The organism is Promicromonospora sukumoe (assembly GCF_014137995.1).
GTDB lineage: Bacteria > Actinomycetota > Actinomycetes > Actinomycetales > Cellulomonadaceae > Promicromonospora > Promicromonospora sukumoe.
Window position 1 is genome coordinate 219,821 of sequence record NZ_JACGWV010000002.1, and the last position, 25,306, is coordinate 245,126.

Annotated in this window: 19 protein-coding genes; 8 read left to right on the top strand and 11 right to left on the bottom strand. The window is 73.5% G+C overall.

Annotation, left to right across the window (positions count from 1 at the left end; translation table 11 throughout):
• Positions 1 to 49: 49 nt before the first annotated feature.
• Positions 50 to 1,753 carry an aldehyde dehydrogenase family protein gene (locus tag FHX71_RS18230; protein ID WP_182618943.1) on the bottom strand — a complete coding sequence of 568 codons (1,704 nt, stop codon included), beginning with the start codon at positions 1,751 to 1,753 and terminating at the stop codon, positions 50 to 52.
• A 185-nt stretch (positions 1,754 to 1,938) separates the two neighbouring features.
• Here FHX71_RS18230 and FHX71_RS18235 point away from each other — a divergent pair, with 185 nt between their 5' ends.
• Positions 1,939 to 3,198, top strand: coding sequence for a PucR family transcriptional regulator (locus FHX71_RS18235; protein WP_182618944.1), 1,260 nt, complete (start codon positions 1,939 to 1,941; stop codon positions 3,196 to 3,198).
• 9 nt (positions 3,199 to 3,207) lie between these two features.
• Entirely contained in the window at positions 3,208 to 4,383 is a 1,176-nt protein-coding gene (locus FHX71_RS18240) for an acyl-CoA dehydrogenase family protein (RefSeq protein ID WP_182618945.1), read from the top strand.
• A gap of 128 nt (positions 4,384 to 4,511) precedes the next feature.
• Here FHX71_RS18240 and FHX71_RS18245 read toward each other — a convergent pair whose 3' ends face one another.
• Together FHX71_RS18245 and FHX71_RS18250 are read right to left on the bottom strand one after the other, a co-directional pair.
• On the bottom strand, positions 4,512 to 5,717 hold the full coding sequence (locus FHX71_RS18245) for a trans-sulfuration enzyme family protein (protein WP_182618946.1): 1,206 nt from the start codon (positions 5,715 to 5,717) through the stop codon (positions 4,512 to 4,514).
• Between the two features lie 138 nt (positions 5,718 to 5,855).
• Positions 5,856 to 7,184 carry an MFS transporter gene (locus FHX71_RS18250; protein WP_376770145.1) on the bottom strand — a complete coding sequence of 443 codons (1,329 nt, stop codon included), beginning with the start codon at positions 7,182 to 7,184 and terminating at the stop codon, positions 5,856 to 5,858.
• Between the two features lie 83 nt (positions 7,185 to 7,267).
• Between FHX71_RS18250 and FHX71_RS18255 the strand changes: the two genes are divergently transcribed.
• Entirely contained in the window at positions 7,268 to 8,326 is a 1,059-nt protein-coding gene (locus FHX71_RS18255; protein WP_182618947.1) for a GlxA family transcriptional regulator, read from the top strand.
• A gap of 114 nt (positions 8,327 to 8,440) precedes the next feature.
• On the opposite strand, the gene FHX71_RS18260 is transcribed toward FHX71_RS18255, so the two are convergent.
• Both FHX71_RS18260 and FHX71_RS18265 read right to left on the bottom strand, forming a co-directional pair.
• Positions 8,441 to 10,342, bottom strand: coding sequence for a right-handed parallel beta-helix repeat-containing protein (locus FHX71_RS18260; RefSeq protein WP_220490190.1), 1,902 nt, complete (start codon positions 10,340 to 10,342; stop codon positions 8,441 to 8,443).
• A gap of 74 nt (positions 10,343 to 10,416) precedes the next feature.
• Entirely contained in the window at positions 10,417 to 12,864 is a 2,448-nt protein-coding gene (locus FHX71_RS18265; RefSeq protein WP_182618948.1) for a glycoside hydrolase family 95 protein, read from the bottom strand.
• A 197-nt stretch (positions 12,865 to 13,061) separates the two neighbouring features.
• On the opposite strand from FHX71_RS18265, the gene FHX71_RS18270 reads away from it, so the two are divergent.
• Complete coding sequence (locus FHX71_RS18270; protein ID WP_182618949.1) at positions 13,062 to 13,772, top strand: AMIN-like domain-containing (lipo)protein; 711 nt, start codon at positions 13,062 to 13,064, stop codon at positions 13,770 to 13,772.
• 55 nt (positions 13,773 to 13,827) lie between these two features.
• Here the strand turns inward: FHX71_RS18270 and FHX71_RS18275 are convergent, their stop codons facing one another.
• The 3 genes from FHX71_RS18275 to murA all read right to left on the bottom strand — a co-directional run bounded on the left by FHX71_RS18275 (position 13,828) and on the right by murA (position 17,110).
• Positions 13,828 to 14,850, bottom strand: a complete 1,023-nt coding sequence (locus FHX71_RS18275; protein WP_182619939.1) for an NAD(P)H-dependent glycerol-3-phosphate dehydrogenase — start codon at positions 14,848 to 14,850, stop codon at positions 13,828 to 13,830.
• Positions 14,851 to 14,909: 59 nt separating this feature from the next.
• Complete coding sequence (locus FHX71_RS18280; RefSeq protein ID WP_312877109.1) at positions 14,910 to 15,665, bottom strand: lysophospholipid acyltransferase family protein; 756 nt, start codon at positions 15,663 to 15,665, stop codon at positions 14,910 to 14,912.
• A 128-nt stretch (positions 15,666 to 15,793) separates the two neighbouring features.
• On the bottom strand, positions 15,794 to 17,110 hold the full coding sequence (gene murA / locus FHX71_RS18285; protein ID WP_020013735.1) for a UDP-N-acetylglucosamine 1-carboxyvinyltransferase: 1,317 nt from the start codon (positions 17,108 to 17,110) through the stop codon (positions 15,794 to 15,796).
• A gap of 293 nt (positions 17,111 to 17,403) precedes the next feature.
• Between murA and FHX71_RS18290 the strand changes: the two genes are divergently transcribed.
• Positions 17,404 to 18,786, top strand: a complete 1,383-nt coding sequence (locus FHX71_RS18290; RefSeq protein WP_182618950.1) for an MFS transporter — start codon at positions 17,404 to 17,406, stop codon at positions 18,784 to 18,786.
• A 90-nt stretch (positions 18,787 to 18,876) separates the two neighbouring features.
• Here FHX71_RS18290 and FHX71_RS18295 read toward each other — a convergent pair whose 3' ends face one another.
• The 3 genes from FHX71_RS18295 to FHX71_RS18305 are packed head-to-tail and all read right to left on the bottom strand — an operon-like array spanning position 18,877 to position 22,078.
• A complete protein-coding gene (locus FHX71_RS18295; RefSeq protein ID WP_220490191.1) occupies positions 18,877 to 19,806 on the bottom strand; it encodes an ABC transporter permease subunit in 930 nt (309 codons plus the stop codon).
• Positions 19,803 to 20,954: an ABC transporter ATP-binding protein gene (locus FHX71_RS18300; protein ID WP_312877110.1), complete on the bottom strand. Its 1,152-nt coding sequence runs from the start codon at positions 20,952 to 20,954 to the stop codon at positions 19,803 to 19,805. The genes FHX71_RS18295 and FHX71_RS18300 overlap by 4 nt, the downstream gene beginning before the upstream one ends.
• Complete coding sequence (locus tag FHX71_RS18305; RefSeq protein ID WP_182618951.1) at positions 20,951 to 22,078, bottom strand: LolA family protein; 1,128 nt, start codon at positions 22,076 to 22,078, stop codon at positions 20,951 to 20,953. The genes FHX71_RS18300 and FHX71_RS18305 overlap by 4 nt, the downstream gene beginning before the upstream one ends.
• A gap of 219 nt (positions 22,079 to 22,297) precedes the next feature.
• Here FHX71_RS18305 and FHX71_RS18310 point away from each other — a divergent pair, with 219 nt between their 5' ends.
• From FHX71_RS18310 to FHX71_RS18320, 3 genes are all read left to right on the top strand, one after another.
• Positions 22,298 to 22,984 carry a response regulator transcription factor gene (locus FHX71_RS18310; protein ID WP_246403324.1) on the top strand — a complete coding sequence of 229 codons (687 nt, stop codon included), beginning with the start codon at positions 22,298 to 22,300 and terminating at the stop codon, positions 22,982 to 22,984.
• Positions 22,981 to 24,450, top strand: a complete 1,470-nt coding sequence (locus FHX71_RS30140) for a sensor histidine kinase (RefSeq protein ID WP_312877111.1) — start codon at positions 22,981 to 22,983, stop codon at positions 24,448 to 24,450. The genes FHX71_RS18310 and FHX71_RS30140 overlap by 4 nt, the downstream gene beginning before the upstream one ends.
• A 100-nt stretch (positions 24,451 to 24,550) precedes the next feature.
• The gene (locus FHX71_RS18320) at positions 24,551 to 25,297 is read left to right on the top strand and encodes a sulfite exporter TauE/SafE family protein (protein ID WP_182618953.1); all 747 of its coding nucleotides are present in this window, start codon (positions 24,551 to 24,553) and stop codon (positions 25,295 to 25,297) included.
• The last annotated feature ends 9 nt before the right edge of the window (positions 25,298 to 25,306 follow it).

Consider the following 25,306-nt stretch of genomic DNA (forward strand, 5'->3'; position numbering starts at 1 on the left):
CAGCGGCAGCTCGGCGGCCGGAACCCCGTCGGTCCGGCGTCAGGCATCGTCACGCACGGAACGCCGCGAGCAGCACCGGCACCAGCCGGCGCCAGGACGGCGCCGCCGCGTAGCGGGTGAGCTGCCGGCCCGTCTCCGTGACGCTCCGGGAACCACTGAACCACGGCGGCTTCGGGAAGAGCGAGAGCTCGCCGTGCAGCACGCTGCGCGGGAACGGCCGGAACGGCCCGGTCACCACGCTCCGCTCGGGCCCCGAGAGCAGGTACCCGTTGTGCACGACGTCGATGCCGGAGCCGACGTCGGCTGTGGTGTGCCCCGGGAACGCGCCCCACGAGGCGCCCGCCAGCAGGAAGCCCACGCCCGTCCACGCGTTGATGGCGACGGTGCCGTAGCGCAGGTCGGCGATGGCACGGTCGAACGCGGCGCCCATCCTGCGGCGGTCCTGCGGCCGGACCACGACGTTGGCGCCCAGGGTCCCGGACAGCGCGTCGTTGGCGAGGTCGACGGCGGCCCGCAGGAACGCCGTGCCCTCGCCGGGCACCTGGGTCCAGGCCAGCACGGGCGCGAAGTACTCGTCGGCGCACGCCGGGTCGCCCGGCGCCACCTCGACGAGGAGCCGGCCGGCGAGGTGCTCGGCGTCGGGGTGCGCGTCGTCGGCCCGGGCGACCTTGGCGGCCGTGCCGGGGTACCACGGGTCGCGGGCCGGCATCCGCGCGAGCGCGGCGCGCAGCTCGGCGAGGAAGTCGTCCTTCTGCGCCCAGTCCGCCGAGAGCACCACGACCTGGCCCGCGACGCAGTTGTGCCCGGCGTTGTGCAGGCGCATGGAGACCAGGTGCTCGGCCTGGAACCGCAGGTCGGCGGCGCTCCAGCGCCCCGGCACGACGATCATGGGCGCGACGCCGCCGAGCTCGCTCGTGATCGGCACCCGGAGCCGGGGGTCGCCGTCCGCCCGACGCCGCTCGGCCTCCTCGCCGGTGCCCCAGACGATGGCGTCGTGCGTCACGGCGGAGCCGGTGATGTGCACCTTGCCGATACCGGGATGTTGCGTCAGGTAGGCCCCGACGGCGCCGTCACCGGTGACGATCCGTACCGCGCCGAGCTCGATCAGCGGCGCCAGCGCGCGGCGGTACACGTCGAGCAGTGTGCCGAACGTGGGGTTGAGCTTCACCAGGGAGGTGCGGTTGTGCGCGACGAGCTCGTAGAACGCGTCCAGGGGCGCGATCGACGAGATGTTGCCGGCGCCCAGCACCAGGCCGACGCCGCCGTACTCGCCGACGCGTCCGGCGCCCAGGCCCGCCTCGGCGCGCACCTGCTGCTCGGGCACGCCCGGCGGCATCCACACCTCGGCCCGGAAGCCGTTGAACAGCACCCACTCCTGGAGGTTGCGCGGGAGCACCCGGACCGCCACCCGGTCGCCCGGGGCGGCGTGCACGCGAAGGCCGTCGAGCGGGGAGCGGCCCGCCGCGAGCGCCGCGTAGGACCGCGCGTACGTGGCGGCGCTCTCCAGGGCGCCGTAGGGCCCGGTCATCCACTCCTCGCCCGCGTACGGCGCGGAGGGCTCGACGTTCTTGGCCCGGGCGGCCGTGACGGCCCACTCGTCGGCGACCGCGGCGACGGACGCGTGGACCTGCCGGAACACCGCCGCGCGGTCGGCGACGGGTAGCTGTGCCCAGCGTTCCGCGCCGACCTTGAGCTCCTCGACCGCCTGGTCGAGCTCCCGCTCGGTGGTGGCCTGCGTGTCCGTCACGCTCATCCGCTGTCTCCCTCGACCGCACTCGCTCCGACCCCTGCGGGCGGCGCCACGGCCGCCCGGCCGGGCTTCGCTGACCGGCGCTCCAATAGCCTAGGGGGCGAGGGCGGCCCGGGGCGAGACCTCGTCGCTTCTTTACATCTCGACCTTCGATGCACAACCGCCGGTCCGCGATTAGGCTGCCTGGCATGTCGGACATCGCCGCGGCTGGGCGTCATGATCTCCGCGATGCGCTGGACCTGCTGAGCGTGCAGGTCGCCGACGGCATCCTGCACGCGGAACCCGTGTACCGGGGGGAGACGCGGCTGCCCGCCGCCCTGGTCCAGCCGCTGGTCCGCGCGAACGTCGCGGAGATCCTGACAGCGCTGGCGGGTGAGACGTCGTCGCTCGCGCCCGCCCGGGAGACCGGCCGGATCACCGCCGCCGAGGGCATCCAGCTCGACCTGCTCCAGGACGCGTACCGGCTGGCCGGGCTGCGCATCTGGGAGGAGCTCGCGCGGCGGCTGCGGCACCAGAGCGACACCGGCGCGCTGCTGCGCGCGTCGTCGCGGGTCTGGACCGCGGTGGACCGCTCCTCGAACGTCGCGGTGCGCAGCCACCTGGAGGCCGCCGCGGGGTTCGGCGAGGGCGTGGCGCGCACCGAGCTGCTGCGTGGCGTCCTGACCGGGGCCGTGCAGGACCTGGAGACTGCGCGGCGCGCGCTCGGCCTGCCGGCCGACGTGATGCTGGTGGTCGCGGTGACGGTGCCGGGTACGGCGTCCGGGACGACGTCGGGCAGCGGCGCGGATGCCGATACCCGGCTCCAAACCCTGGCCCCTGCCCAGGCGGGCGGCGACACCGTGACCGCCCTCCGGCTGACCCACGAGGGCGACCGGATCGTGCTCGTGGCGGCGCCGACGTCGGAGGACGCCCACCTTGCTCTGGCCGGTCTCGCGCCCGGCGCCCGGACCGGTGCCAGCCGCCCGTTCACCGGCCTCGCCGGGGCGCCCGCCGCCCTCGCCCAGGCCCGCACGGCGGTGCGGTCCCTGAACCCGGGCGAGCCGGGGCTGTCCTGCTTCGGCGATCGTCCGCTGGACGCGCTGCTGGCCGCCGACGACGGGCGCGCCGCCGAGCTCGCCCTCGCCGTCCTCGGCGGGCTGCGGGAGCGGGACCCCCGCGACGAGGAGCTGCTGCTCGCCACGGTCGAGGCGTGGTTCGAGCACGGCGGGTCGGGCACGAAGGCCGCCGCCGAGCTGCACTGTCACCGGAACACGGTGCTGAACCGGCTGGCCCGCGTGGCCGACCTGACCGGCCGCGACATCAACGACCCGCGCGCCGCCGCCGAGCTCTACGCGGCCGTGCGCGCCCGCCGGCTGCAGCCGACGACTTTCGCGGGAGTTCCTCCTGCGGCGATTCTCACCGCACATCCGGGTGGAAACCAGCAGCATTCGGACCCTTCCCAGGGTTAGCCTCGTGAGGTGACCGACCTCTTGTCCGACGAGCTGCTTGCCGACGTCCGCGAACGCGCGGCCGACTACGACCGGGACAACGCGTTCTTCGCCGAGGACCTGGCGGACCTCCAGGCGGCCGGATACCTGGGCGCGATGGTCCCCACGGAGCTCGGCGGCGCGGGCCTCACGCTGCACCAGACCGCCCGCCTGCAGGCGCGGCTGGCCGCGCACGCCCCGGCGACGGCGCTGGCCGTGAACATGCACCACGTCTGGGTCGGCGTCGGTCGCTACCTGCATGAGCGCGGCGACTCGTCGCTGGACTGGCTGCTGCGGGAGGCGGCGTCGGGCGAGGTGTTCGGGTTCGGCTACTCGGAGCCGGGCAACGACCTGGTGCTGCTCGGCTCCCGCACGGAGGCGCGGCCCGACGGCTCGGGCGGCTACACGTTCCACGGCCGCAAGATCTTCACCTCCAACTCCCCCGCCTGGACGCGGCTCGGCGTGCTCGGCCTGGAGAAGACCGGCATGCTGCGCGGCCGCAACGGCTCGGCGCGCCTGGTGCACGCCTTCATCACCCGCGAGGGCGGCGGGTTCGAGATCCTCGACGACTGGGACACGCTCGGCATGCGCGCCTCCCAGTCGCGGTCCACGGTGCTCGACGGCGCCCACGCGCCCGCCGACCGCGTGCTGCGCCTGCTGCCGCCCGGCCCCTCGCTGGACCCGTACGTGGTGGGCATCTTCACGTCGTTCGAGGTGCTGCTGTCGTCGGTGTACGCGGGCATCGCGGACCGGGCGCTGGAGCTCGCGGTCGAGGCCGCGAACAAGCGCACGTCCATGAAGACGGGCAAGGCGTACGCCCAGGACCCCGACGTCCGGCGCCGGATCGCCGACATGGCGCTGGCGCTGGACAGCGTGTGGCTCCAGGTCGACGGGATCACCCGGGACCTCGACGCGTCGGCGGCGGACCCCACGCTGGACCGCGGCGCGGGCTGGTTCCGCGCCACCGCCGGGCTCAAGGTGCGGGTCACCGACGCGGCGCGCGAGATCGTGGACCAGGCGGTGCGGGTCTCCGGCGGCTCGACCTACTTCAACGGCTCCGAGCTGGGCCGGCTCTACCGGGACGTGCTCGCGGGCATCTTCCACCCTTCCAGCGACGACGCCGCCCACTCGACGGTCGCCCAGTCGCTGCTGGGCCCGCTGGACTAGCGGGGCGCGTGCGGATGGTCGGCAAAACGGGTGGTCGGCAGAACGTCAGGTGATCGGCAGCCCGAGTTGCCGATCACCTGACATTCTGCCGACCGCCTGACGTCTTGCCGATCAGCCGGGAGCAGCGGTCAGGCGCGGAGCGCCGCGTCCAGGTCGCGCCAGAGGTCCTCGACGTCCTCGATGCCGACCGACAGGCGCAGCAGGTCCTCGGGCACGGTGTGCGCCTCGGTTCCCCACCGGCGGCGGCGCTCCAGCATCGACTCCACGCCACCGAGCGAGGTGGCGGGCAGCCACAGGCCGACGGCGTCCACGACGGCGTCGGCCCGCTCGACCGGGCCGACGCCGGAGCGCGACGCGGGCCGGACGCCGAGGATCGCGCCGAACCCGTTCATCTGCGCCTTCGCGCGCTCGTGCCCCGGGTCGCCGGGCAGCGAGGGGTGCCGCACCTCGGCGACGTCCGGGTGCTCCGCGAGCCGGCGGGCGAGCTCGGCCGCCGTCGCCTGGGCGCGCTCGAAGCGCAGGGCGAGGGTGCGCAGGCCGCGCAGCGCGAGCCACACCTCGAACGGGCCGGCGATCGCGCCGTGCAGCGTGCGGTGCTCGCGCAGGGTGGCGGCCAGCCCCGCGTCCCGCGTCACGAGCGCGCCGAGCACGACGTCGGAGTGCCCCGCCAGGTACTTGGTCACGGAGTGCAGCACGATGTCGGCGCCCTGCTCCAGCGGGTTCTGGCCCAGCGGCGTCGCGAACGTGTTGTCCACGACCGAGCGCACCCCGGCGGCCCGGGCGGCGCCGAGCACGGCGGGCAGGTCGGCGACCTCCAGCATCGGGTTGGTGGGCGACTCGGCCAGGAACAGGTCGGCACCGGCGAGCGCGGCGACCACGGCGTCCGTGTCCGCGATGTCCACGTACCGCAGGGTCACGCCGTGCCGCTCCGAGATCTGCCGGGCCAGCACCATGCCCGCCTGGTAGGCGTGCCGCGGCAGCACGAGCGTGCCGCCGTCGGGCACCAGGGAGAAGACGGCCGCGATCGCCGCCATGCCCGAGCCGAACACGATGCCCTCGCCGGGCTCCCCCGTGCCGGCCTCCAGCGCGGCCAGCGCCGACTCGAACGGGTGCCAGGCATCGTTGTCGCCGCGCGCGTACGAGAGCTCGCCGGAGGTGACCACGCCGCGCGACACGTACGTCGAGTTCAGCGGCACGGACGGGTTGATGTGCCCGCCCTGCTCGCGCGCCGGGCGTCCGGCGGCGACGACGAGGGTGGCGGGGGCGAGCCCGGCGGGGTGCGCAGCGGGGTGCGCGTCGCGCTGCGTGGCGGTGTCCTCAGGGGTGGTGCTCATGCTCGGGAGAATACGACCGCCCCGCGGCGGGCGCCCCGCCCGTCCGCAGGACGACCTGTCAGACCAGGGCGACATGTCAACCCCGGGCGACCTGTCAGACCCGGGCGACGTGTCAGACCCACAGGTCCCCCGGGTGACCTACGCGTCTGACACGTCCGGGGTGGGCTGGCGGACCCGGCGGATCAGCAGCGACATGAGCGCCGCCCCCGCGCACAGGGCGCCGGCGCCGTACCAGACCGCGTCGTACGAGCCGGTCATGTCGCGCACCAGGCCGCCCGCGAACGCGACCACCCCCGCGCCGACCTGGTGCGACGCGAGCACCCAGCCGAACACGATGGGCGCGTCCTCGCCGTAGAACTCCCGGCACAGGGCGAGCGTCGGCGGCACGGTCGCCACCCAGTCCAGCCCGTAGAACACGATGAAGAACACCATCGGCATCTCGACGTTCGGAGCCATCAGGGAGGGCAGGAACAGCAGGGCCACGCCGCGCAGCGTGTAGTAGACGCCCAGCAGCACGCGCGGCGAGTACCGGTCGGTCAGCCAGCCGGACCCGATGGTGCCGATCACGTCCACGACGCCGATCACGGCGAGCAGGCTCGCGGCGACCGTGATGGGCATGCCGTGGTCGTGGGCGCCGGGCACGAAGTGCGTGCGGACCAGCCCGTTCGTCGTCGCGCCGCAGATCGCGAAGGCGCCGGCCAGCAGCCAGAACGGACCCGTGCGGGCGGCGTCGAACAGGGCGGTGACGGCCCGGCGGGCCGCGCCGCGTGTGGGGGCGGGCTTGGGCGCGTACGTGCCGCCGTAGGGCGCCAGCCCCATATCTGCGGGGTGGTCACGGAGCAGGAACAGCACGAGCGGGATCGCCACGAGCGAGGCGATGGCCACGGTGACCGACGCCGGGCGCCAGCCCTGGTTCTCCACGATCCACGCGAGCAGCGGCAGGAACACGAGCTGGCCCGACGCCGTGGCCGCCGTGAGCACGCCGCTGACCAGGCCGCGCCGCGCCACGAACCAGCGCCCCGTCACGGTGGCGGTGAACGCGAGCGCCATGCTTCCGCTGCCCACGCCGACCAGGAGCCCCCAGCCGAGCACGAACTGCCACGGCTCGGACATCCAGACGGTCGACAGGGCGCCGCCGGTGATCACGACGAGCGCGACGGTGACCACGGGCCGCATGCCGAACCGGTCCATCAGGGAGGCGGCGAACGGCGCCGTCAGCCCGTAGAGCACGGACTGCAGGCCGACGGCGAAGCCGATCGTGGCGCGCGACCAGCCGAGCTCCGCGTTCAGCGGGTCCACGAACAGGCCGGGCGCGGCGGTGAACGCCGCGGCGCACATGACGGTCACGAAGCTGACGAGGGCCACCCACCAGGCGGGGTGGATGCGGGGCGTCCGGCCCGGCGCGGTCTGGCCGGGGCCCTGCGGTGTGTTCTGGCCCGCCGGCACGGGGACGTCTGTCTGGGTCACGGCATCAGCATGCTGGGGCGCGGCCGCCAGAAACAGTGGCCCGGAGGACACACAACGTTAGGTTCCGGCCGTATGATCGGGTCATGGCCCAGCACACCGCGCGTAGGCACCGCGTCGCCGTCCTGATCCGGCCCGGCTTCATCCCGTTCGAGCTCGGCATCCCGCACCGGATCTTCGGCATCGCGCGCGACGCCGAGCTCCGGCCCCTGTACGACGTCGTGACCTGCACGCCCGGCGGCCCGGGCCTCGTGCGGTCGGACTCCGACGTGCTGGTCCAGGTGGAGCACGGGCCCGAGGTGCTGGAGACGGCGGACACCGTGGTGGTGCCGGCGTCGCACACCTCCGGGCCGGACGGGACGGACCCCGCCGTCGGCGACCCGGTGCTCGAACCCGAGCTCGCGGCGGCGCTGACCCGGATCAGGCCCGGCGCCCGCCTCATGTCCATCTGCACGGGCGCGTTCGTGCTGGCCGCCGCGGGCCTGCTCGACGGCCGGCCCGCCACCACGCACTGGATGGAGAGCGGCCGCTTTCGGCAGCTCTACCCGCGTGTGGACCTCGACCCGAACGTCCTCTACACCGACGACGGCGACGTGCTCACCTCGGCCGGCGTCGCCTCCGGCGTCGACCTGTGCCTGCACGTCGTGCGCCGCGACCACGGCACGGCGATTGCGCAGGACGTCGCGCGCCGCACCGTGGTGCCGCCGCACCGGGACGGCGGCCAGGCGCAGTTCATCCGGCGCCCGGTGGTCGCGGGGCCCACCCTGGGGCCCGGCGTCGGCCCGGGGGCGGGCGGCGCGCCCGGCGCCCAGGGCCGTGGCCCAGGCACGGCCGCGACCCGGGCCTGGGCGCTGGACCGGCTGGACGAGCCGCTGACGCTGACCGGCATGGCCCGGCATGCCGCGATGTCGGTGCGCACCTTCACGCGCCGGTTCCGGGACGAGACCGGCGAGAGCCCCGCCCAGTGGCTCACCCGCCAGCGCGTCGAGCACGCCCGCACGCTGCTGGAGAGCACGGTGCTGCCGGTCGAGCAGGTCGCCCGGCGCTGCGGCTTCGGCACCGCGCAGTCGCTGCGCGCGCACGTGCAGACGGCGCTCGGCGTGACGCCGTCGGCCTACCGCCGCACGTTCCGCCGGGCGGCCTGACCGTCCCGCTGGTCGAGCGTCCCCCGCTGGTCGAGCTTGTCGAGACCCGGCGAGGTCTCGACAAGCTCGACCAGCGAACATCGGCTCGACCAGCGGGAGCCGGAACAGGGTCGGTCAGGACTCCGGGACCGGGTACGGGAAGGCGTCGGTGACGCCGATCTTGTCGTACTCCATCTGCGAGGCGTCGAAGTCGGCCTCCCAGTTCCCGTTGCTCACCTCGTTGCACTGGTACGACTGGTACGACTGGTCGGTCGTCTCGCCCACCTCGATGTTGCTGAACGAGAAGCCGCAGCCGCCCGCGTCCATGTGGACTCCCCGGGTGCCGCTGTCCGGCATGGCGCCGGCCGGGTCCGGGAGGACGTCGCCGATGACCATCTGGTCGACGGTGTTCTTCACCGGGTGCGGTTCCTGGTTGGCGACGCCGTACGTGTAGAACGCGCCCATGTCGCCCGAGTCCAGCCCTGCCTCGTCGATCCGGATGTACCGGAAGGTGTTGTTGTCGGTGTACTGCTCACCGTCCTTCACCTCCGGCCGGGACTCGAGGCTGATGCCGTAGCGCGCGGAGTTGCGCACGTGGACGTGCTCCACGGTGTTGTTGCCGGTGCTCATCAGCTCGATGCCCGAGGCGTCACCGGGCACCAGCTCACCGACGTGATGGATGTAGAGGTTGCGGAACGTGTGCTCGTGGGAGAGGTCGCCCTCCCCCGGCCAGCCGCCCTCGACCTTGATGCCGTCGGCGCCGAGGTTCTCCAGGAGCGAGTCCTCGACCGTGAGGTGGTCGTTGGCGAACAGGGCGTAGACGCCCATGAACCCCGTGTCGCGCACGTGCATCCCGGTGAGCGTGATGCCGCTCGTGTTCTCCAGCGTGATCGCGCCGAACCGGTTGCGCGGCATCTCGATCTGCCGGTCGTACTCCGGGTACTTGTGCGCGTCCCCGGAGTCGCCCGCGCTGATCCAGCCCGCGCGGTACCAGTCGACGAAGTCGGAGTACTGGACGCCGATCCCGTCGAACGTGATGTCGTGCGCCCGGTCCTCGGGCGAGGCACCCTTCACGTCGACCACCTTCGCGACCGTCGGCCGCATGATCGTGACGTCGTCGATGTCACCGCGCGGGATGTAGTACAGCTCGCCGGCCTCCCGGTCCACGTAGTACTCGCCCGGCTGGTCGAGGAACGCCATGGCGTTCTGCAGGTAGTAGCGCGAACCGCTCCGGCTGTTCACCATCGCGTAGCGCGTCCAGTGCTTGAGCGTGGCGAAGTTCTTGCGGTAGTCCTGGCCGATGATCGGGACCGTGTCGGTGAACCAGCTCCAGGAGCCGCCCGACCACACGGTGACCTGGGCGTCCTTGAGCGGGTTGTTCTCGGGGGTGTCGTCCCAGGCCGGGTCCCAGTCGCCGTCCGCCCAGTAGAGCCACGACCGCACGGCCTCCTTCTCCGGCTCGCCGAGGACGGAGAACAGGTACGGAGCCTGGGTGTCCTCCGACGTCCGGTTGGGGTAGCGCGCCAGCTCGGACCGCTCGCCGTCCTCGAAGAGCGTGTAGAACTGCTTGTCGGCGTCGAACTGGGTCTTGTAGATGCCGTCCTGGTACTCCTCCCAGCCGGTGACCTCCTCGGCGCCGACGAGGTTCGCCGCGCCGGGACCGTCGCTGCTGCGGTAGATGACCTGGTGCCCACCGCCGCCCGAGTCCTGCTCGGTGAAGCCGATGGTCTCCGTGACGGGATACTCGCCCGCCGCCAGGTTCACCGTGATGTCGCACCGCTGCCGCGAGTCGCGGTTCAGACCCTTCTCGCGGATGTGGTCACGGGCCCCCTCAACCGTCTTGAACGGGTCCTTGGCGGTCCCCTTGCCCCGGTCGTCGCCCGACGGCGAGACGTAGAGCTGCTGGCACTTCGCGGACGTCGCCACGGCCGCGGCGTCGGCGAGCCGGTCGAGCGCGACCCCGCCGCTTCCCGCTGCGGCGACCAGGCTCACCGCGGCGACCGCCACGGTGCTGTTCCGGATCCAATTCCTGGACATCGATGTCCTTTCGTGGGTGTGGGTTCTTGCGGGTGGTCAGGCGGGCGGCCCGACAGCCGGGCCGTATGTCCCGGTCAGGCGGGTTCGACGACGTACGTGGCCCCGCGCCGCGTCGCGAAGACGGCGAGCCCTTCCTCGGGGCGCTCGACGACGACGGGGCCGCCGGGGCCCGAGACGTGGACCGGGCCGTCGGTGCGCAGCCGGATCGTGTTCCCGGCCAGCGACCGGACCCGGGCGGAGCCCAGGCGCCCGTCGCGCCAGGTGAGGGACAGCTCGAAGGCGCCCCGGGTGCGCAGCCCGCGGACCCGGCCCGCCGGGAAGGCCTCCGGGAGGCACGGCAGCAGCCAGACCTCGCCCGAGTGGCTCTGCACGAGCGTCTCGTTCAGGGCCGACACCCCGCCGAAGTTCCCGTCGATCTGGAACGGCGGGTGCAAGTCGAACAGGTTGGGCGCGGTCCGGCCGGGCGAGAGGAGCTGGCGCAGGTGGGTGTAGACGCCGTCCGGCTGGAGCAGGCGGGCGCGGATGTTCATCTTCCAGGCGAGCGACCAGCCCGCCGTCACCGCCGGTCCGCGCAGCTCCAGCGACCGGTCGGCCGCCGCGGCGAGCTCGGGCGTGCGGCGCGGGGTGATCTGGTCGCTGGGGAACACGCCCCACAGGTGCGAGACGTGCCGGCTGATCTCGGTCGCGGCCTCCTCCCAGTCGATCAGCCACTCCTGGAGCTGGCCCAGGTGGCCGATCTGGTTCGGCGGGAGCTGGTCGCGCACGGCCAGCGCCCGGGCGGCCATGGAGCGGTCCTGGCCGAGCACCGCGGACGCCTTGTCGAACGCCGTGAACAGGTCCCGCAGGATCTGCATGTCCATGGTCGGCCCGGCGCAGATGCTCACGCTCTCGTCGTCGATCTCGTGGTGCTTGATCTCCGGGGAGTGCGAGGGGCTGGTGACCAGGTAGCCGGTGGCGGCGTCCCGCACGAGCGTGTCGAGGAAGAACTCGACGGCGCCGCGCAGCACCGGGAAGTACTCACGGAGCGTGTCCAGGTCGCCGGTGTACTCGTAGTGCTCCCAGAAGAGCAGGGAGAGCCACGCCCCGCCGGTGGGCCAGACGCCGTAGTACGCGAAGTCCACGGGCGCCGACCCGCGCCACAGGTCGGTGTTGTGGTGCGCCACCCAGCCCTTGGCGCCCCACATCTTCTGCGCCGTCCGGGCGCCCGACTCGGCGAGCTCCTCGATCATCGCGAACAGCGGCTGCCAGCACTCGGCCAGGTTCGACGGCCCGGCGGGCCAGTAGTTCATCTGGCAGTTGATGTTCAGCGTGTACTTGGACTGCCACGGCGGCAGCATCTGGTCGTTCCACAGGCCCTGCAGGTTGGCGGGCTGGCCCGGCGTGCGGGAGCTGGCGATCAGCAGGTACCGGCCGAACTGGTAGTACAGGGCCGCGAGCTGCGGGTCCTGGCCGTCGCGGAAGGCGACGACCCGCTGGTCGGTGGGCAGGTCGACGGACGCCGAGGTGCCCAGGTCGATGTCGACCCGCCCGAACATCTCCTGGTGGTCGCGCACGTGCGCCCGCCGCAGCACGCCGTAGCCCGGCGTCATCCGCTCCAGGGGCGCGACGGCGGCGGCGAGGTGGTCCCCGCCGACGTCCAGGTAGTTCCGGTGGCTCGTGCCGATGGAGACGACCAGGGTGACGGCGTCGGCGCCGCGCACCCGCAGGCCGGCGTCGGCGCAGGTCACGCTACCGCCCTCGGTCAGCGCGCGGACCAGGCTGACGAACCGCACCTGGCCCTCCAGGCCCTCGGCCTCCCCGCTGCGCCCCTCCAGGGCGAGCGTGCGGGTGTCGTAGGCGTACGTCGACGTCTCCTGGAGCGACTGGTACCCCGCGTCGAAGGAGACGGCGCCCCGCTCGCTCGCGGTGAGCCGGACGACGATCACCTGGTGGGCGTGGCTGGCGAACACCTCCCGGGTGTGGCGCACGCCGTCGGCCACGAACGTCGTGGTGGTGATCGCCGTGGTCAGGTCGAGCGAGCGACGATAGTCCGTGAGGTCGTCGGTGAGCCCGGGAAAGTCGGGTCCCGAGAAGCTGAGCAGCAGGTCCCCGACCGGCTGGTACTGCATCTGCTCGGTGGGGCGGCCCATGAACCGCTCCTCGGCGAGCTGCTGGGCCTGGAGCCACTGCTCCTCGTCGATGAGCCGGCGGATCTCCGGCAGCGCCTCGTGGCCGAGCGGGTCGGCGTAGTCGTGCGGGCCGCCGGCCCACACGGTGTCCTCGTTGAGCACGATCTTCTCGGCGGCCACGCCGCCGAACACCATGGCGCCCAGCCGGCCGTTGCCGACCGCGAGCGCCTGGAGCCACTCCTGCGCGGGGGCGGTGTACCAGAGCCGCATCGGGTTGGTGTCGGGGCCGTCCGGCCCGTCGGGGCCTCCGCCGTCGTCGGCCGCGGTACTCGCGGGGGCCTGCCCGGCGAGCGCGAACGCCCCGGCCGACAGGCCCGTGGTGCGCAGGAGATCTCTTCGCGTGATCGGATTCATCGAGCGACTCCCTCGTCCTCTTCGCCATCACTTCGTCATCACCGTTGAACGACGCGAGGTTAAATGTAGTACGTCACATGTATTACATGTCAAGAGTGCAGGGCCGGTTGCGCAGGATCTTTCCTGGGCCGGTCCGTGACCGTCCCGTCACGCTCCCGCCACCCTCCCGTCCGCGGACCAGCCCCTACGCTGGGAACATGGGACGAGCCGGACACCGCACAGCCCTGACGGTCGCCGCCTGCGCGGCGCTGCTGCTCGCCGGGTGCACGAGCGCACCGCAGAGCTCGGACGAGCCAGGGCCGGGCGGGTCGAGCCCCGCGCCGATCGCCTCCGACCCGGGCGGGTCGTCGCCGTCGGGCACTGACGGTTCGGGCGAGGGCGGTGGTGACGGCTCCGGCGACGACGGCGCCGAGCCCGAACCCGGCGCCTCCGCGACCGAGACGGCGCGCGGCCCGGCCTTCGAGGCCGACACGAGCCCGGACACCGCGGAGCCCACCGGCGAGGGCGAGACGTTCCTGTCCGTCACGGACGTGCGAGTCGGCGCGCACGACGGCTACGACCGCGTGGTCTTCGACCTCGACGGCACCGGCAGCGGCAGGCCCGGCTGGCGCGTCGAGTACGTGGACCAGGCGTCCGACGACGGCTCCGGCGACGCCGTCCGCGTCGACGGCGACGCGATCCTGCGGGTGTCGCTGTCCGGCACCGCGACGCCCATGGACAGCGGGGTCGACGAGTTCTCGGGCGACCGCATCGAGCCGTCGGGCACGGAGTCGATCGACGAGATCGTGTACCGCTACTGGTTCGAGGGGTACACCACGGCGTTCATCGGCGTCGACGAGGCCGAGCGCCCGTTCCGGGTGTTCCTCCTGGAGGACCCGCTGCGCGTCGTCGTCGACGTGCGGCACTGAGCGCCGCCGCCCCGTGGGCGGCGGCGCTCAGGCAGTGCTCTTCAGGAGGCGAGCCTCAGCCCGCGACCTCGGACTTCTGGGGCCGGGCCAGCAGCGTCGCCGCGAGATCGCTCAGCGGCAGCGTGCCGGCCAGCACTTCGACGACGCCGGCCGTGATCGGCATCTCGACGTCGTGCGCGCGGGCCAGCTCCAGCACCGACTCCGAGGACTTCACGCCCTCGGCCGTGCCGCCGGTGGCCTTGATCGCCTCGGCGAGCGTGAGCCCCTCGCCCACGTGCTTGCCGAGCCGGTGGTTGCGCGACAGCGGAGACGCGCACGTCGCCATCAGGTCGCCCATGCCGGCCAGCCCGGAGAACGTCGCGGCGTCGGCGCCCAGGGCGAGGCCCAGGCGCGTGATCTCCACCAGGCCGCGCGTGATGAGCGTCGCCAGGGTGTTCCAGCCGAGGCCCTGGCCCTGGGCCATGCCCGCCGCCAGGGCGATGATGTTCTTCACCGCGCCGCACAGCTCCACGCCCACCAGGTCGGTGTTCGTGTACGGGCGGAAGTAGCCCGTCGAGCAGGCCGCGGCCACACGCTGCGCCGTGGCCTCGCTGCGCGAGGCGACCACGGTCGCCGTCGGCTGGCGGGCCGCGATCTCCGGCGCCAGGTTGGGCCCGGAGACGACGGCGACGCGCTCGTCCGGCAGGTCCAGCACCTCGGCCATGACCTGGCTCATGCGCTTGTCCGTGCCGAGCTCGACGCCCTTCATCAGGGAGACGACGACGGCGTCCGGCGCGGCCAGCTCGTGCACCAGGTCCTTCATCGACTCCAGCGTGGCGCGCGCGACCTGGGACGGCACGGAGACGACCACGATCGACGCGCCGCGCAGGGCGACGGCCGGGTCGGTCGTGCCGTGCATCGGCGGCAGCTGCACGCCCGGCAGGTACTTCTCGTTGCGGTGCGTCGTCTCGACGGCGTCGAGCACGGCGGCGTCGCGGCCCCAGAGGGTCACGTCGCAGCCGGCGTCGGCCAGGACCATGGCGAACGTGGTGCCCATCGAGCCCGCGCCGAGCACGGCGACCCTGGGCTGCTGCGTCATGTGCTGCGTCTCGGTCATGCGCTGTGTCTCGTTCGCGGCGCTCTGCGACTCGTTCGTGCTCATGGGCGCTCCACCGGCGGGTAGGTCGTCATCTTGGCCTCGTAGTCGGGGTGCTTGCGCAGGTCGAAGCGCGGCGTGGGGGCCTTCTCGCCGCGGATCTGCTCCAGCTCGGCGGTGATGGCATCCATGATGCGCGACGTCGCCTCGCGGAGCGTGGCGGTGTCCTGCGGACGGTCGTACAGGTCGCTCAGGTCCACGGGCGGGCCGGTCCGGATGGTCACCTTCTTGCGCGGGATCGGCTTGAGCACGCGGCTGTAGCGGCCGAGGATCTCGGTGACGCCCCACTGCGCGACCGGCAGCACCGGCAGGCGCGTCGTCAGCGCGATGCGGGCCACGCCGGTCTTGCCCTCCATGGGCCAGTACTCGGGGTCCCGCGTCAGGGTGCCCTCCGGCAGGATCGCGACGCAGGCGCCGTCGCCGAGCTGGTTGGCGGCGTCCTTCAGCGACTCGGCGGACTTCGTGGAGTCCCGGTCCACCGGGATCATCTTGGTGCCGCGCAGGGCCCAGCCCGTCAGCGGCGAGTCGAACAGCCCACGCTTGGCGAGGATGCGGGGCTCGCGGCCGTTGTCGAACAGGTAGTGCGCGAGCGTCAGCGCGTCGAGCTCCGTGACGTGGTTGGCCGCGGCGATGAAGCCGCCCTTCTCGGGGAAGTTCTCCCCGCCCTTCCACTCGTACTTGCACAGCGCGAACATGAGGTTCCGCACGATGAACGCGACGAAGCGATACATGCGCGACTCGGGGCGTGGGATGGACACGGCCGAAAGGATACTCGGCCGAACCCCGTTCCCCGCCCGCGCCCTGCCCCGCCCCCTGCCCCGCCCCTGACGTGTCAGACGCTCAGGTCCCCGGAGGGACCTGAGCGTCTGACATGTGCGGGAGAAGGTCAGCCGCGGACGACCTCGGCGCCCAGGGCCTCCAGCTTGTCCTGGAAGTTCTCGTAGCCGCGGTCGATCAGGCCGATGCCGCGCACCGTCGACTGCCCCTTGGCGGCCAGGGCCGCGATGAGGTGGGAGAACCCGCCGCGCAGGTCCGGCACCTCGATGTCGGCCGCGGACAGCGGCGTCGGGCCGGAGACGACGGCGGAGTGGTGGAAGTTGCGCTGGCCGAACCGGCAGTCGCGACCGCCCAGGCACTCCTTGTAGACCTGGATCGTGGCGCCCATCTTGCGCAGGGCGTCGGTGAAGCCGAACCGGTTCTCGTAGACGGTCTCGTGCACGATCGACAGGCCGGTGGCCTGCGTGAGCGCCACGACGAGCGGCTGCTGCCAGTCCGTCATGAAGCCCGGGTGCACGTCGGTCTCCAGCACGATGGACTTCAGGTCGCCGCCGGCGTGCCAGAAGCGGATGCCGTCGTCCTGCACCTCGAACCGGCCACCGACCTTGCGGAAGGTGTTCAGGAACGTCATCATCTCGGGCTGCGTGGCGCCCTTGACGGTGATGTCGCCGCCCGTGGCCAGGGCCGCGGAGGCCCAGGACGCGGTCTCGATCCGGTCGTTCAGCGCGGTGTGGGTGTAGCCCTCGAGGCGGTCGACGCCCTCGATGCGGATCACGCGGTCGGTGTCGACCGAGATGATGGCGCCCATCTTCTGCAGCACCGCGATGAGGTCCATGATCTCGGGCTCGATCGCCGCGCCCGAGAGCTCGGTGATGCCGTCCGCGCGGACCGCCGTGAGCAGGGTCTGCTCCGTGGCGCCCACCGAGGGGTACGGCAGGGAGATCTTGGTGCCCTGCAGGCGGCGCGGCGCCCGCAGGTGGATGCCGTTGGGCCGCTTGTCCACGACGGCGCCGAACTGGCGCAGGATGTCGAGGTGGTAGTTGATGGGCCGGTCGCCGATGCGGCAGCCGCCCAGGTCAGGGATAAACGCCTCGCCGAGGCGGTGCAGCAGCGGCCCGCAGAACAGGATCGGGATGCGGCTGGACCCGGCGTGCGCGTCGATGTCGGCCACGTGGGCGGACTCGACGTTGGACGGGTCGAGGTCCAGGATGCCGGCGTCGGTGTCGTACTTGACGTTCACGCCGTGCAGGTCCAGGAGCCCCGAGACGACCTTGACGTCACGGATCTGCGGAACGTTCCGCAGCACGCTCGGGGTCTCCCCCAGCAGAGAAGCCACCATGGACTTCGACACGAAGTTCTTTGCGCCTCGAACGGTGATGGTCCCGTTCAACGGGTTGCCGCCGTTCACATACAGCAGATCGTTCATATCCTCGTCGTCGTCTCGTTCGTTCCGATGATGGATGTCCGATGGCGGAGCCTCCGGGGGCCCGGTCGATCCTGCCCCTCGCCGCCGGTCGTGCCAACACGGCGACCGGCAGGAGTATTCACCGTTCACCACACCTTCACTCGCGACGCACCAGGCCGCAGTTCGACACGCCGCGCGCGCACAGAGCCCGCGCATGACCGGCGCTTGCCGACTGCGGCAGCCTACGTCAAGACCCCATCCGTATCGCGAGACGGGGTTCCCGGATCGCGGACACCGTGCCTAATCTCGCGGACATGAGCACCTCCGCAGCGCCGACCGCCGGGACCCCCGGCGGCGGGCAGAGCACAGCGCCGGCCGGCAATCCCCGCGGCCGCGTCGTCCTGGCCTCCCTCATCGGTACGTCCATCGAGTTCTACGACTTCTACATCTACGCGACCGCCGCCTCGCTGGTCTTCCCCGCGCTGTTCTTCCCGAACGCCGAGGACCCGACCACGCAGCTCCTGTCGTCGTTCGCCGTGTTCGGCGTCGCCTTCGTGGCGCGGCCGGTCGGCTCGGTCCTGTTCGGGCACTTCGGTGACCGGATCGGCCGCAAGGCGACGCTGGTCGCGTCGCTGCTCACGATGGGTATCGCGACGGTGCTGATCGGCCTCATCCCCGCGGCGTCGACGCCGGGCTGGGCCCTGGCCGCGCCCGCGGTGCTGGTGCTGTGCCGGTTCTGCCAGGGCCTCGGCCTGGGCGGCGAGTGGAGCGGTGCCGCGCTGCTCGCCACCGAGAACGCGCCCCAGGGCAAGCGCGCCATCTACGGCACGTTCCCGCAGCTCGGCGCGCCCATCGGCTTCATCCTGGCCAACACGGTGTTCATCGCGCTGTCGACGTCGCTCACGCCCGAGCAGTTCGCCGCGTGGGGCTGGCGCATCCCGTTCATCGCGTCGGCGATCCTGGTCATCGTCGGCCTGTGGGTGCGGCTCTCGCTGCTGGAGACCCCCGCGTTCCGCAAGGTGCTCGCGGCCGAGGCCGTCAGCAAGGTGCCCGTGGCCCGCGTCTTCCGCACGTCGTGGAAGCAGATCGTCTCCGGCACGTTCATCATGCTGGCCACGTACGTGCTGTTCTACCTGATGACGACGTTCACGCTGAACTACGGCGTGGCCCCGACCGCGCCCACCGACGGCTCCCCCGCAGGCCTCGGCTACGAGAAGATCGACTTCCTCTGGATGCTGATCGTGGGCGTCGTTTTCTTCGGCGTCTTCACCCTGGTGTCCGGGCCGCTGGCGGAGAAGTTCGGCCGCCGCAAGCACCTCATCTGGGTCACGGTCGCGATCATCCTGTTCGGCGCGCTGTTCGTGCCGTTGTTCGCAGCGGGCGACGTCGGCGTGCAGACCCTGCTCATCCTCGGCTTCACGCTCATGGGCCTCACGTTCGGCCCGATGGCGGCCGTGCTGCCCGAGCTGTTCCCCGCCAACGTGCGGTACACGGGCTCCGGCATCGCGTACAACCTGTCCTCGGTGCTGGGCGCCGCGGTGGCCCCGTTCATCGCCGTGTGGCTGTGGGCCAAGGGCGACGGCTCCCCCGTGCTCGTCGGCGTCTACCTCTCCGCGATGGCCGTGATCACGCTGGTCGCGCTGATCCTGGAGCGCGAGACGCGCGACGTGGACTACGACGACAACGTGGGGGCCTGAGCCGCTCCGGCTGACCTCCCTGCCCGACGCCGTCGCGCCCCTTCCGTACGGAAGGGGCGCGACGGCGTCTCGCTTTGTCGCGGGCGGGGCTCAGCCGTCGCGGGTGGTGAGGCGGGCGTAGGCCAGGGACATGCCGATCACGAGGTAGCACAGCGACCGGAACGCGCCCTCGGCGAGGCCGTCCAACGCCAGCGGGTCACGGATCAGGTCGGCGAGGCTCGTCAGCGACGTCGGCAGCAGGTACGGATGCAACCAGTCCAGCGCCGAGATCTGCAGCAGCACGCCCGACACGATGAGGCCGCCCAGGACGCTCACCACCACGAGCATCGGGTGCTCGGTCGACGCCGAGATCGCGAGCGCCACCGCGCCGACCGCCATCAGGTAGACCGTGGCCCAGGCGACGGCGATCGCGAGCCGGAGCAGCACGTCCGCGACCGAGAGCCGGGTGCCCGACATCGACACCAGGCCGTCGGTCCCGGACAGCACGAGGCCGGTGACCAGCCCGGACGTGGCGACCAGCGTGGCGGCGGCCAGTGCGACGACGAGCACGCCCACGGCCTTGACGAGCAGCAGCCGGCCCCGGGCGACGGGCGCCAGCAGCCAGCCGCGCAGCGCGCCGGTGGACTGTTCGCCGGCCAGGGCGTCCCCGCTCGCCATCGCCACCGTGAGCGGCAGCAGGAGGATCAGGAGCGTCATCAGCGAGCCGAGCGGCAGCACGAAGGCGCTGCTCGCCATGGTGACGAAGATGGGCGGCCCCTCGCCGGGGCCGCTCCCGCCCGGGCCGGGGCCGCCGGTCGGGGCGGGTGCCGCAGCGCCGTCGAAGGTCAGGTCGACGGCGATGCCGGTGATCACCGGGAGCGCGGCGAGCAGCGCGAGCACCACCAGGGTGCGGGGTCGCCGGAAGATCCAGCGCAGCTCGGACCGCAGGAGGCGGCCCAGCGGCGCGCGCCGGCGGGCGGGCAGGGTCCCGTGCGGGTCGAGGTCCGCGTGCGGCCGGGTGTCCGGGCCGACGGCGGTCATCGTCCGGCCCCCGTCCCGGTGCGGTCCCCGGCGCCGTCCCGGGTGCTGCCCCCGGCGTCGCCGGCCTGGTCGTGCGACGTGTCGCTGGCCCCGTCCCCGACGTCGGGCGTGGTGTCGGCTCTGACGTCGGCCCGGGCGTCGGCCCGGGCGTCGATCGGCGTACCAGCGGTGGCGTCGTGGGTGAGCCGCGCGAAGACCTCCTCCAGCCCGGTGCGCTCCCGACGGGCCTCGTCCACGCCGACGCCGGCGCCCACCAGCACCTCGATCACGGCGGATGACGGCGTGGTCGCCAGGTCCACGCGGACGCCGTCCGGGGTGAGCCGGGCGGGGATCCGCCGGTCGCGCAGCACGTCCACGGCGCGGGCTCCGTCGGCCGTGGAGACGAGCAGCGCCGGGCTGCCCGACTCCAGGAGGTCGTCCAGGGCGCCCTGTGCCACCACGACACCCTCGTTCAGCACGACGACGTGGGTGCAGGTGGCCTCGACCTCGGCCAGGAGGTGCGACGACACGAGCACCGTGACGCCTCCGGCGTGCAGCTCCGCGATGATCCGGCGGATCTCCTGCGTGCCGGCCGGGTCGAGGCCGTTCGTCGGCTCGTCCAGCACCACCAGCCGCCGGGGCACCAGCAGCGCCGAGGCGAGGCCCAGGCGCTGCTTCATGCCGAGCGAGTAGGCGCGGTACTTCCTGCGGGCCGCGCCCGCGAGGCCGACCCGCTCCAGCGCGGCCGTCACCGCGCCGTCCAGCGCCCGCCCAGACAACCCCCGCCCGGTCAGGAACGGCTCCGCGGCCGCGAACCGCAGCAGGTTCTCGCGCCCCGACAGGAACGGGTGGAACCCCGGGCTCTCCACGAGTGCGCCGACGTGCGGCAGCACCCGGTCGATCGCACCCGGCACGGGCGCCCCGAGCAGCTCGATCTCGCCCGCCGTCGGCTGCACGAGCCCGAGGAGCATGCGGATCGTCGTCGTCTTGCCGGAGCCGTTGGGGCCCAGCATCCCGACCACCGCGCCCTCGGGCACGTCCAGGTCGACGCCGTCCACGGCGACCGTGCCGCGGTAGACCTTCCGCAGCCCGCGGGTGCGGGCCGCCAGGGCGGTGCCCGCGCCGCCGACCGGGACCGGCGGCGCCGGCTCGGCGGCGCCTGCCGTCACTGCTGGTCCAGGGCGTCGACGAGCACCTGCTGCGGCACCGCGCCGGCGGCGACCCGGCCGTCGTCGGTCACGATCGCGCCGCCGACCGCGATCCCCACGTGGGTCCCGGAGCCGAACGCGCCGGACACCGGCTGCCCGATCTGAGCCAGCGTCCCGGCCAGGTCCTGCCCGCCGCCGAACGCTCCCTCCGGCATCCCGGCGGGCATGTCTGCCGGCAGGTCGGCGGGCAGGTCGCTGGGCAGGTCGGCGATCACCACGGCGTCCCAGCCGTCGCCGACCATCGTCGTGCTGTGCTCGGCCATCCGCTCGGCCGCCTTGTCCTTGCCGGCGCTGTCCTTGCCGGCGCCGTGCCCGGCCGCGTCGCTCGCGTCGGTGGTCTCGACCTTCGTGCCCTGCGGCGGCGTGAAGTCGAACAGCGTCGGGTCCTGCGCGCCGAGGTCGAGCTCGGTGAAGCCGAGCGACAGCACGGGGTCGGTGCGGCCGTTGGCGTACACGTCGAACGCGAGCGGCATGCGGGTCTGCTCGTCGATCGCGACGGTGACCTCGCGCAGCAGCGTCTTCTCCGACGGCTTGGGCGTCAGCACCAGCTCGTACGCGGCCCGGCCGGCGACGCTCGCCGTCCCGTCCACGACGATCTCGCTGGTGGGCCGGAGCTGCTCGATGAGCTGGGCCGCGGCCTGCGCGGGGTCCGCGAGCTGGGCCTCGGCGTGCTCGCGGGCGGCCGCGGCGTCGGCGTCGTCCCAGGTGACGTGCCGCGCCGCGCGCTCCTGGGAGTCGTAGGCCCAGGCCTCGTCCGGGTTCTTCACGAACGTCACCTCGGACGTCGGCTTCTCGAGCTGGACCCGCGCGCTCTCCTGGCCGTCGTGGAACACGCGCGCCGACTCGAAGTCGAGCGCGTCGACGCCGGGCAGGGCGGGCAGCCCGAGCTCGTTGCTCACCTCGGCCTGGCCGGAGAACGCCTGCGGCTCGGCCGCGAGCGCCGAGGCGACCAGGGCCTCCGGCTCGATCGCGGGCAGCACCGGGTCGTCGTCCGCGCCCGCCGGCAGGGTGGTCAGCGCCAGGCCCGCCAGCCCGGCGGCGATGCCCGATCCTGCGGCGACCAGCGCCTTCGTCCTCGGCCTCATGTGCAGCTCCTTCGCTCCGGCGGACCGTGCCCGGCCCTTCCTGCGTGCGTCGTGCCTGATCTGGTGCCTGACTTCTTCCACCATGCGCCCTCGCGGCTGAGACCGCGCTGAGAGTCGCGCCCCGATGCGCGGGCCTGCGCGCCGATCTGCCCGACGACCTGCCAGGTGACATGACCGCTTACGTACACGCCGGGCGGACCGTGCGGCATGCTGGCAGGCATGAGGCCGCAGATCCTCGTGGTGGACGACGAGCCGGGCGTGCGCAAGGCGCTCGACCGCGGCCTGCGCGCGGAGGGCATGGACGTCGCCCTCGCCGCCGACGGGCCGACGGCGCTGCGGCTGGCGCGCAGCGGGTCGTTCGACGCGATCCTGCTGGACATCATGATCCCCGGGCTGTCCGGGTACCGCGTGCTGGAGGAGCTGCGCGCCGCCGGGGTGACCACGCCCGTGCTGTTCGTGTCGGCCAAGGACGGCGAGGTCGACCAGGCCGACGGCCTGGACCTCGGCGCCGACGGCTACCTGGTCAAGCCGTTCTCGTTCGTGGTGCTCCTCGCCCAGGTGCGCGCCCTGCTGCGCCGGACGGCGCCGGGCGCCGCCCGGACCCGCATCCGACTGGGGCCGCTGACGGTGGATCGCGCCTCGCGCACCGTGCGGTACGACGACGCCGGAGTGCCGCTGAGCCCCCGCGAGTACCGGCTGCTGGAGGCGCTGGCCTCGCGGCCGGGCACCGTGTGGACCAAGCAGGAGCTGCTCACCGAGGCCTGGGGCGACGAGCAGGCCGCCACCCCGAACGTCGTCGAGGTCTACGTGGGCTACCTGCGTCGCAAGCTCGCCGCCGTCGGCGCCGGGGACCTGGTCCGGACCGTCCGGGGGCACGGCTACCAGCTCGGGGACGCGCCCCGGTGAGCGCGCCGCCCAGCGGGCAGGTCGGCGGGCCGACGAGCGGACGGGCCGGCGGGCGCTGGTCCGGGGTGTCGCTGCGCCTGCGGATCACTCTGCTCGCCACGGCGGTGACGCTGGCCTGCCTGCTGGGCCTGGCGACTGCGGCCGGTCGGGGCCTGGGGCCGGTGCTGACCGGCGCCGTGGACGACGAGCTGCGGGTCGCGCTGAGCACGGCCGCCGCCGACGTCGCCACGGGCCGCGCGCCGGACTCCCCCGACGGCCTGGAGGTGCGCGTGCTGGACACCGCGGGCGACGCCGTCGGGGACGGCGCCGGAGGCCCTTCCGGGGAGACCGCTGGGGGCACCGCCGGGGACGCGCCCGACCTGACCCGGGACCAGGTGCGCACACTGAAGGCCGGCACCCCCGTCACCGCGGGCGACGCGCAGCCGGTGCGCTGGCACGGCGTCGTCACCACCGCGCCCGACGGCGCCCAGCGTCTCGTGGTCGCGGGCACGGGGCTGGTGGGCCAGGCCGCCGCCAAGGAGTCGGGCGGCCGGTGGCTGCTGCTGACCGCGCTGGTCGGGTCGCTGGTGGCCGGGGTCGCCATCTGGTTCGCCGTCGGCTCCGCGCTGGCGCCCGTCGCGCGCATGCGGGAGTCGGTGCGCCGGCTCGCGCCCGGCGCCCGCGTGGCGGTGCCCGGCGGCGCGGCGCCCGAGCTGCGCGAGCTGGCCGACGACTTCAACGTGCTGCTGGACCGGCAGGACGCCACCGCCGAGCGGCTGCGCCGGTTCACGGGCGACGCCGCGCACGAGCTGCGCTCCCCCGTGGCGTCGATCCGCGTGCAGTCCGAGGTCGCCGTCGCCAGCCCGGACCCGCGGCTCTCGCAGGAGGTGCACGCCGACGTCCTGGCCGACGCCGAGCGGCTGTCCGCGCTGCTCGACGGCCTGCTGGCGCTGGCCCGGTCGGACGCGGGCGAGCTGCCGCCGGCGCAGTCGGTCGACCTGGTCGACGCCGTCCGGGCGGCGGTGGACAGGACTGGGGCGGGAAACGCGGCGGGCAACGCGGCGGACAGGGCGGGCGCGGCACGGCCCGGCGACCCCGCCGTCCCCGTGCCGGTCGTGGTCAACGCCCTGACCGACCGGGCCTGGGCGGCCGCGGCGCACACCGAGACCGAGCTGGTGCTCGACAACCTGCTGCGCAACGCCGGCCGGTACACCCGCACGCGGGTCGTGGTCTCCGTCCTCGCGCAGCGGTCCACGGTGCGCGTGCTGGTCGACGACGACGGGCCGGGCGTGCCCCCGGAGCACCGCGCCCACGTGTTCGACCGGTTCTACCGGGTCGCCGACGACCGCGCGCGCACCTCCGGCGGTGCCGGGCTCGGGCTGGCGCTGGTCGCCGAGCTGGTCCGGCGCCGGGGCGGCGAGGTCGCCGTGGGCGAGTCGCCCGACGGCGGGGCCCGGTTCACCGTCGTCTGGCCCCGGGCGCGGTGAGCCGGGCGGCGCCGGACCGGGCCGAACCAGCCGCGCGAGCCGGCCAAGGGGTGATATTCCTCGCACCGGCGCCGCCCCTGATCGGGGATAGCGTGACGGCGTGGAGACGACGGCCCTGATCGCAGCGTGCGTGGCCGTCGTCCTCGGGGCCGGGCTGCAGCGGGTCGCCGGGATGGGCGTCGGCATGGTGGCCGCGCCCGTGCTCACGGTGTTCCTCGGGGCGTCGGTGGGCGTGCTGGTCAGCAATGTCGCCGCGGTCGTCACGGCCCTGCTCATCCTGCGGGCGCTCCGGGACGGCGTGGACTGGCGGCGGGTGGTGACGATCCTGCCGCTCATGCTCGTGGGCTCCGTGCTCGGCGCGCTGACGGTCCGGGAGGCCGACACCGCGTGGCTCGACGTGATCGTGGGCGGGTCGGTGCTGCTCGCCCTGGGCGCCTCGGCGGTGCTGCGCCGGCGGGTCCGGATCAAGGGTCGCTCTGTCGCCGTCGTCACCGGGCTGGCGGCCGGCTTCATGAACACCACCTCCGGTGTGGCGGCGCCCGCCTGGACCGCGTACGCGCTGGCCACCCGCTGGGACCACCGGTCGTTCGCGGCGACGATGCAGCCGCTGCTCGTCGTCATGAACGTCATGTCGGTGGTGACCAAGCTGAGCCTCGGCGCGATCCCCGCCGGATCCGCCCCCGCCTGGTGGGTCTGGCCGGTGCTGCTCGCGGCCGTGCTCGGCGGCGTCGCGTTCGGCAACCTCCTGGCCCGCCGCCTGTCGACCCGCACGGCGTCGCGCCTGGCCGTCACGGTGGCCGTCGCGGGTGCGATCACGGCCCTGACCCGCGGCCTCCTCACCCTCTGACGACCACCG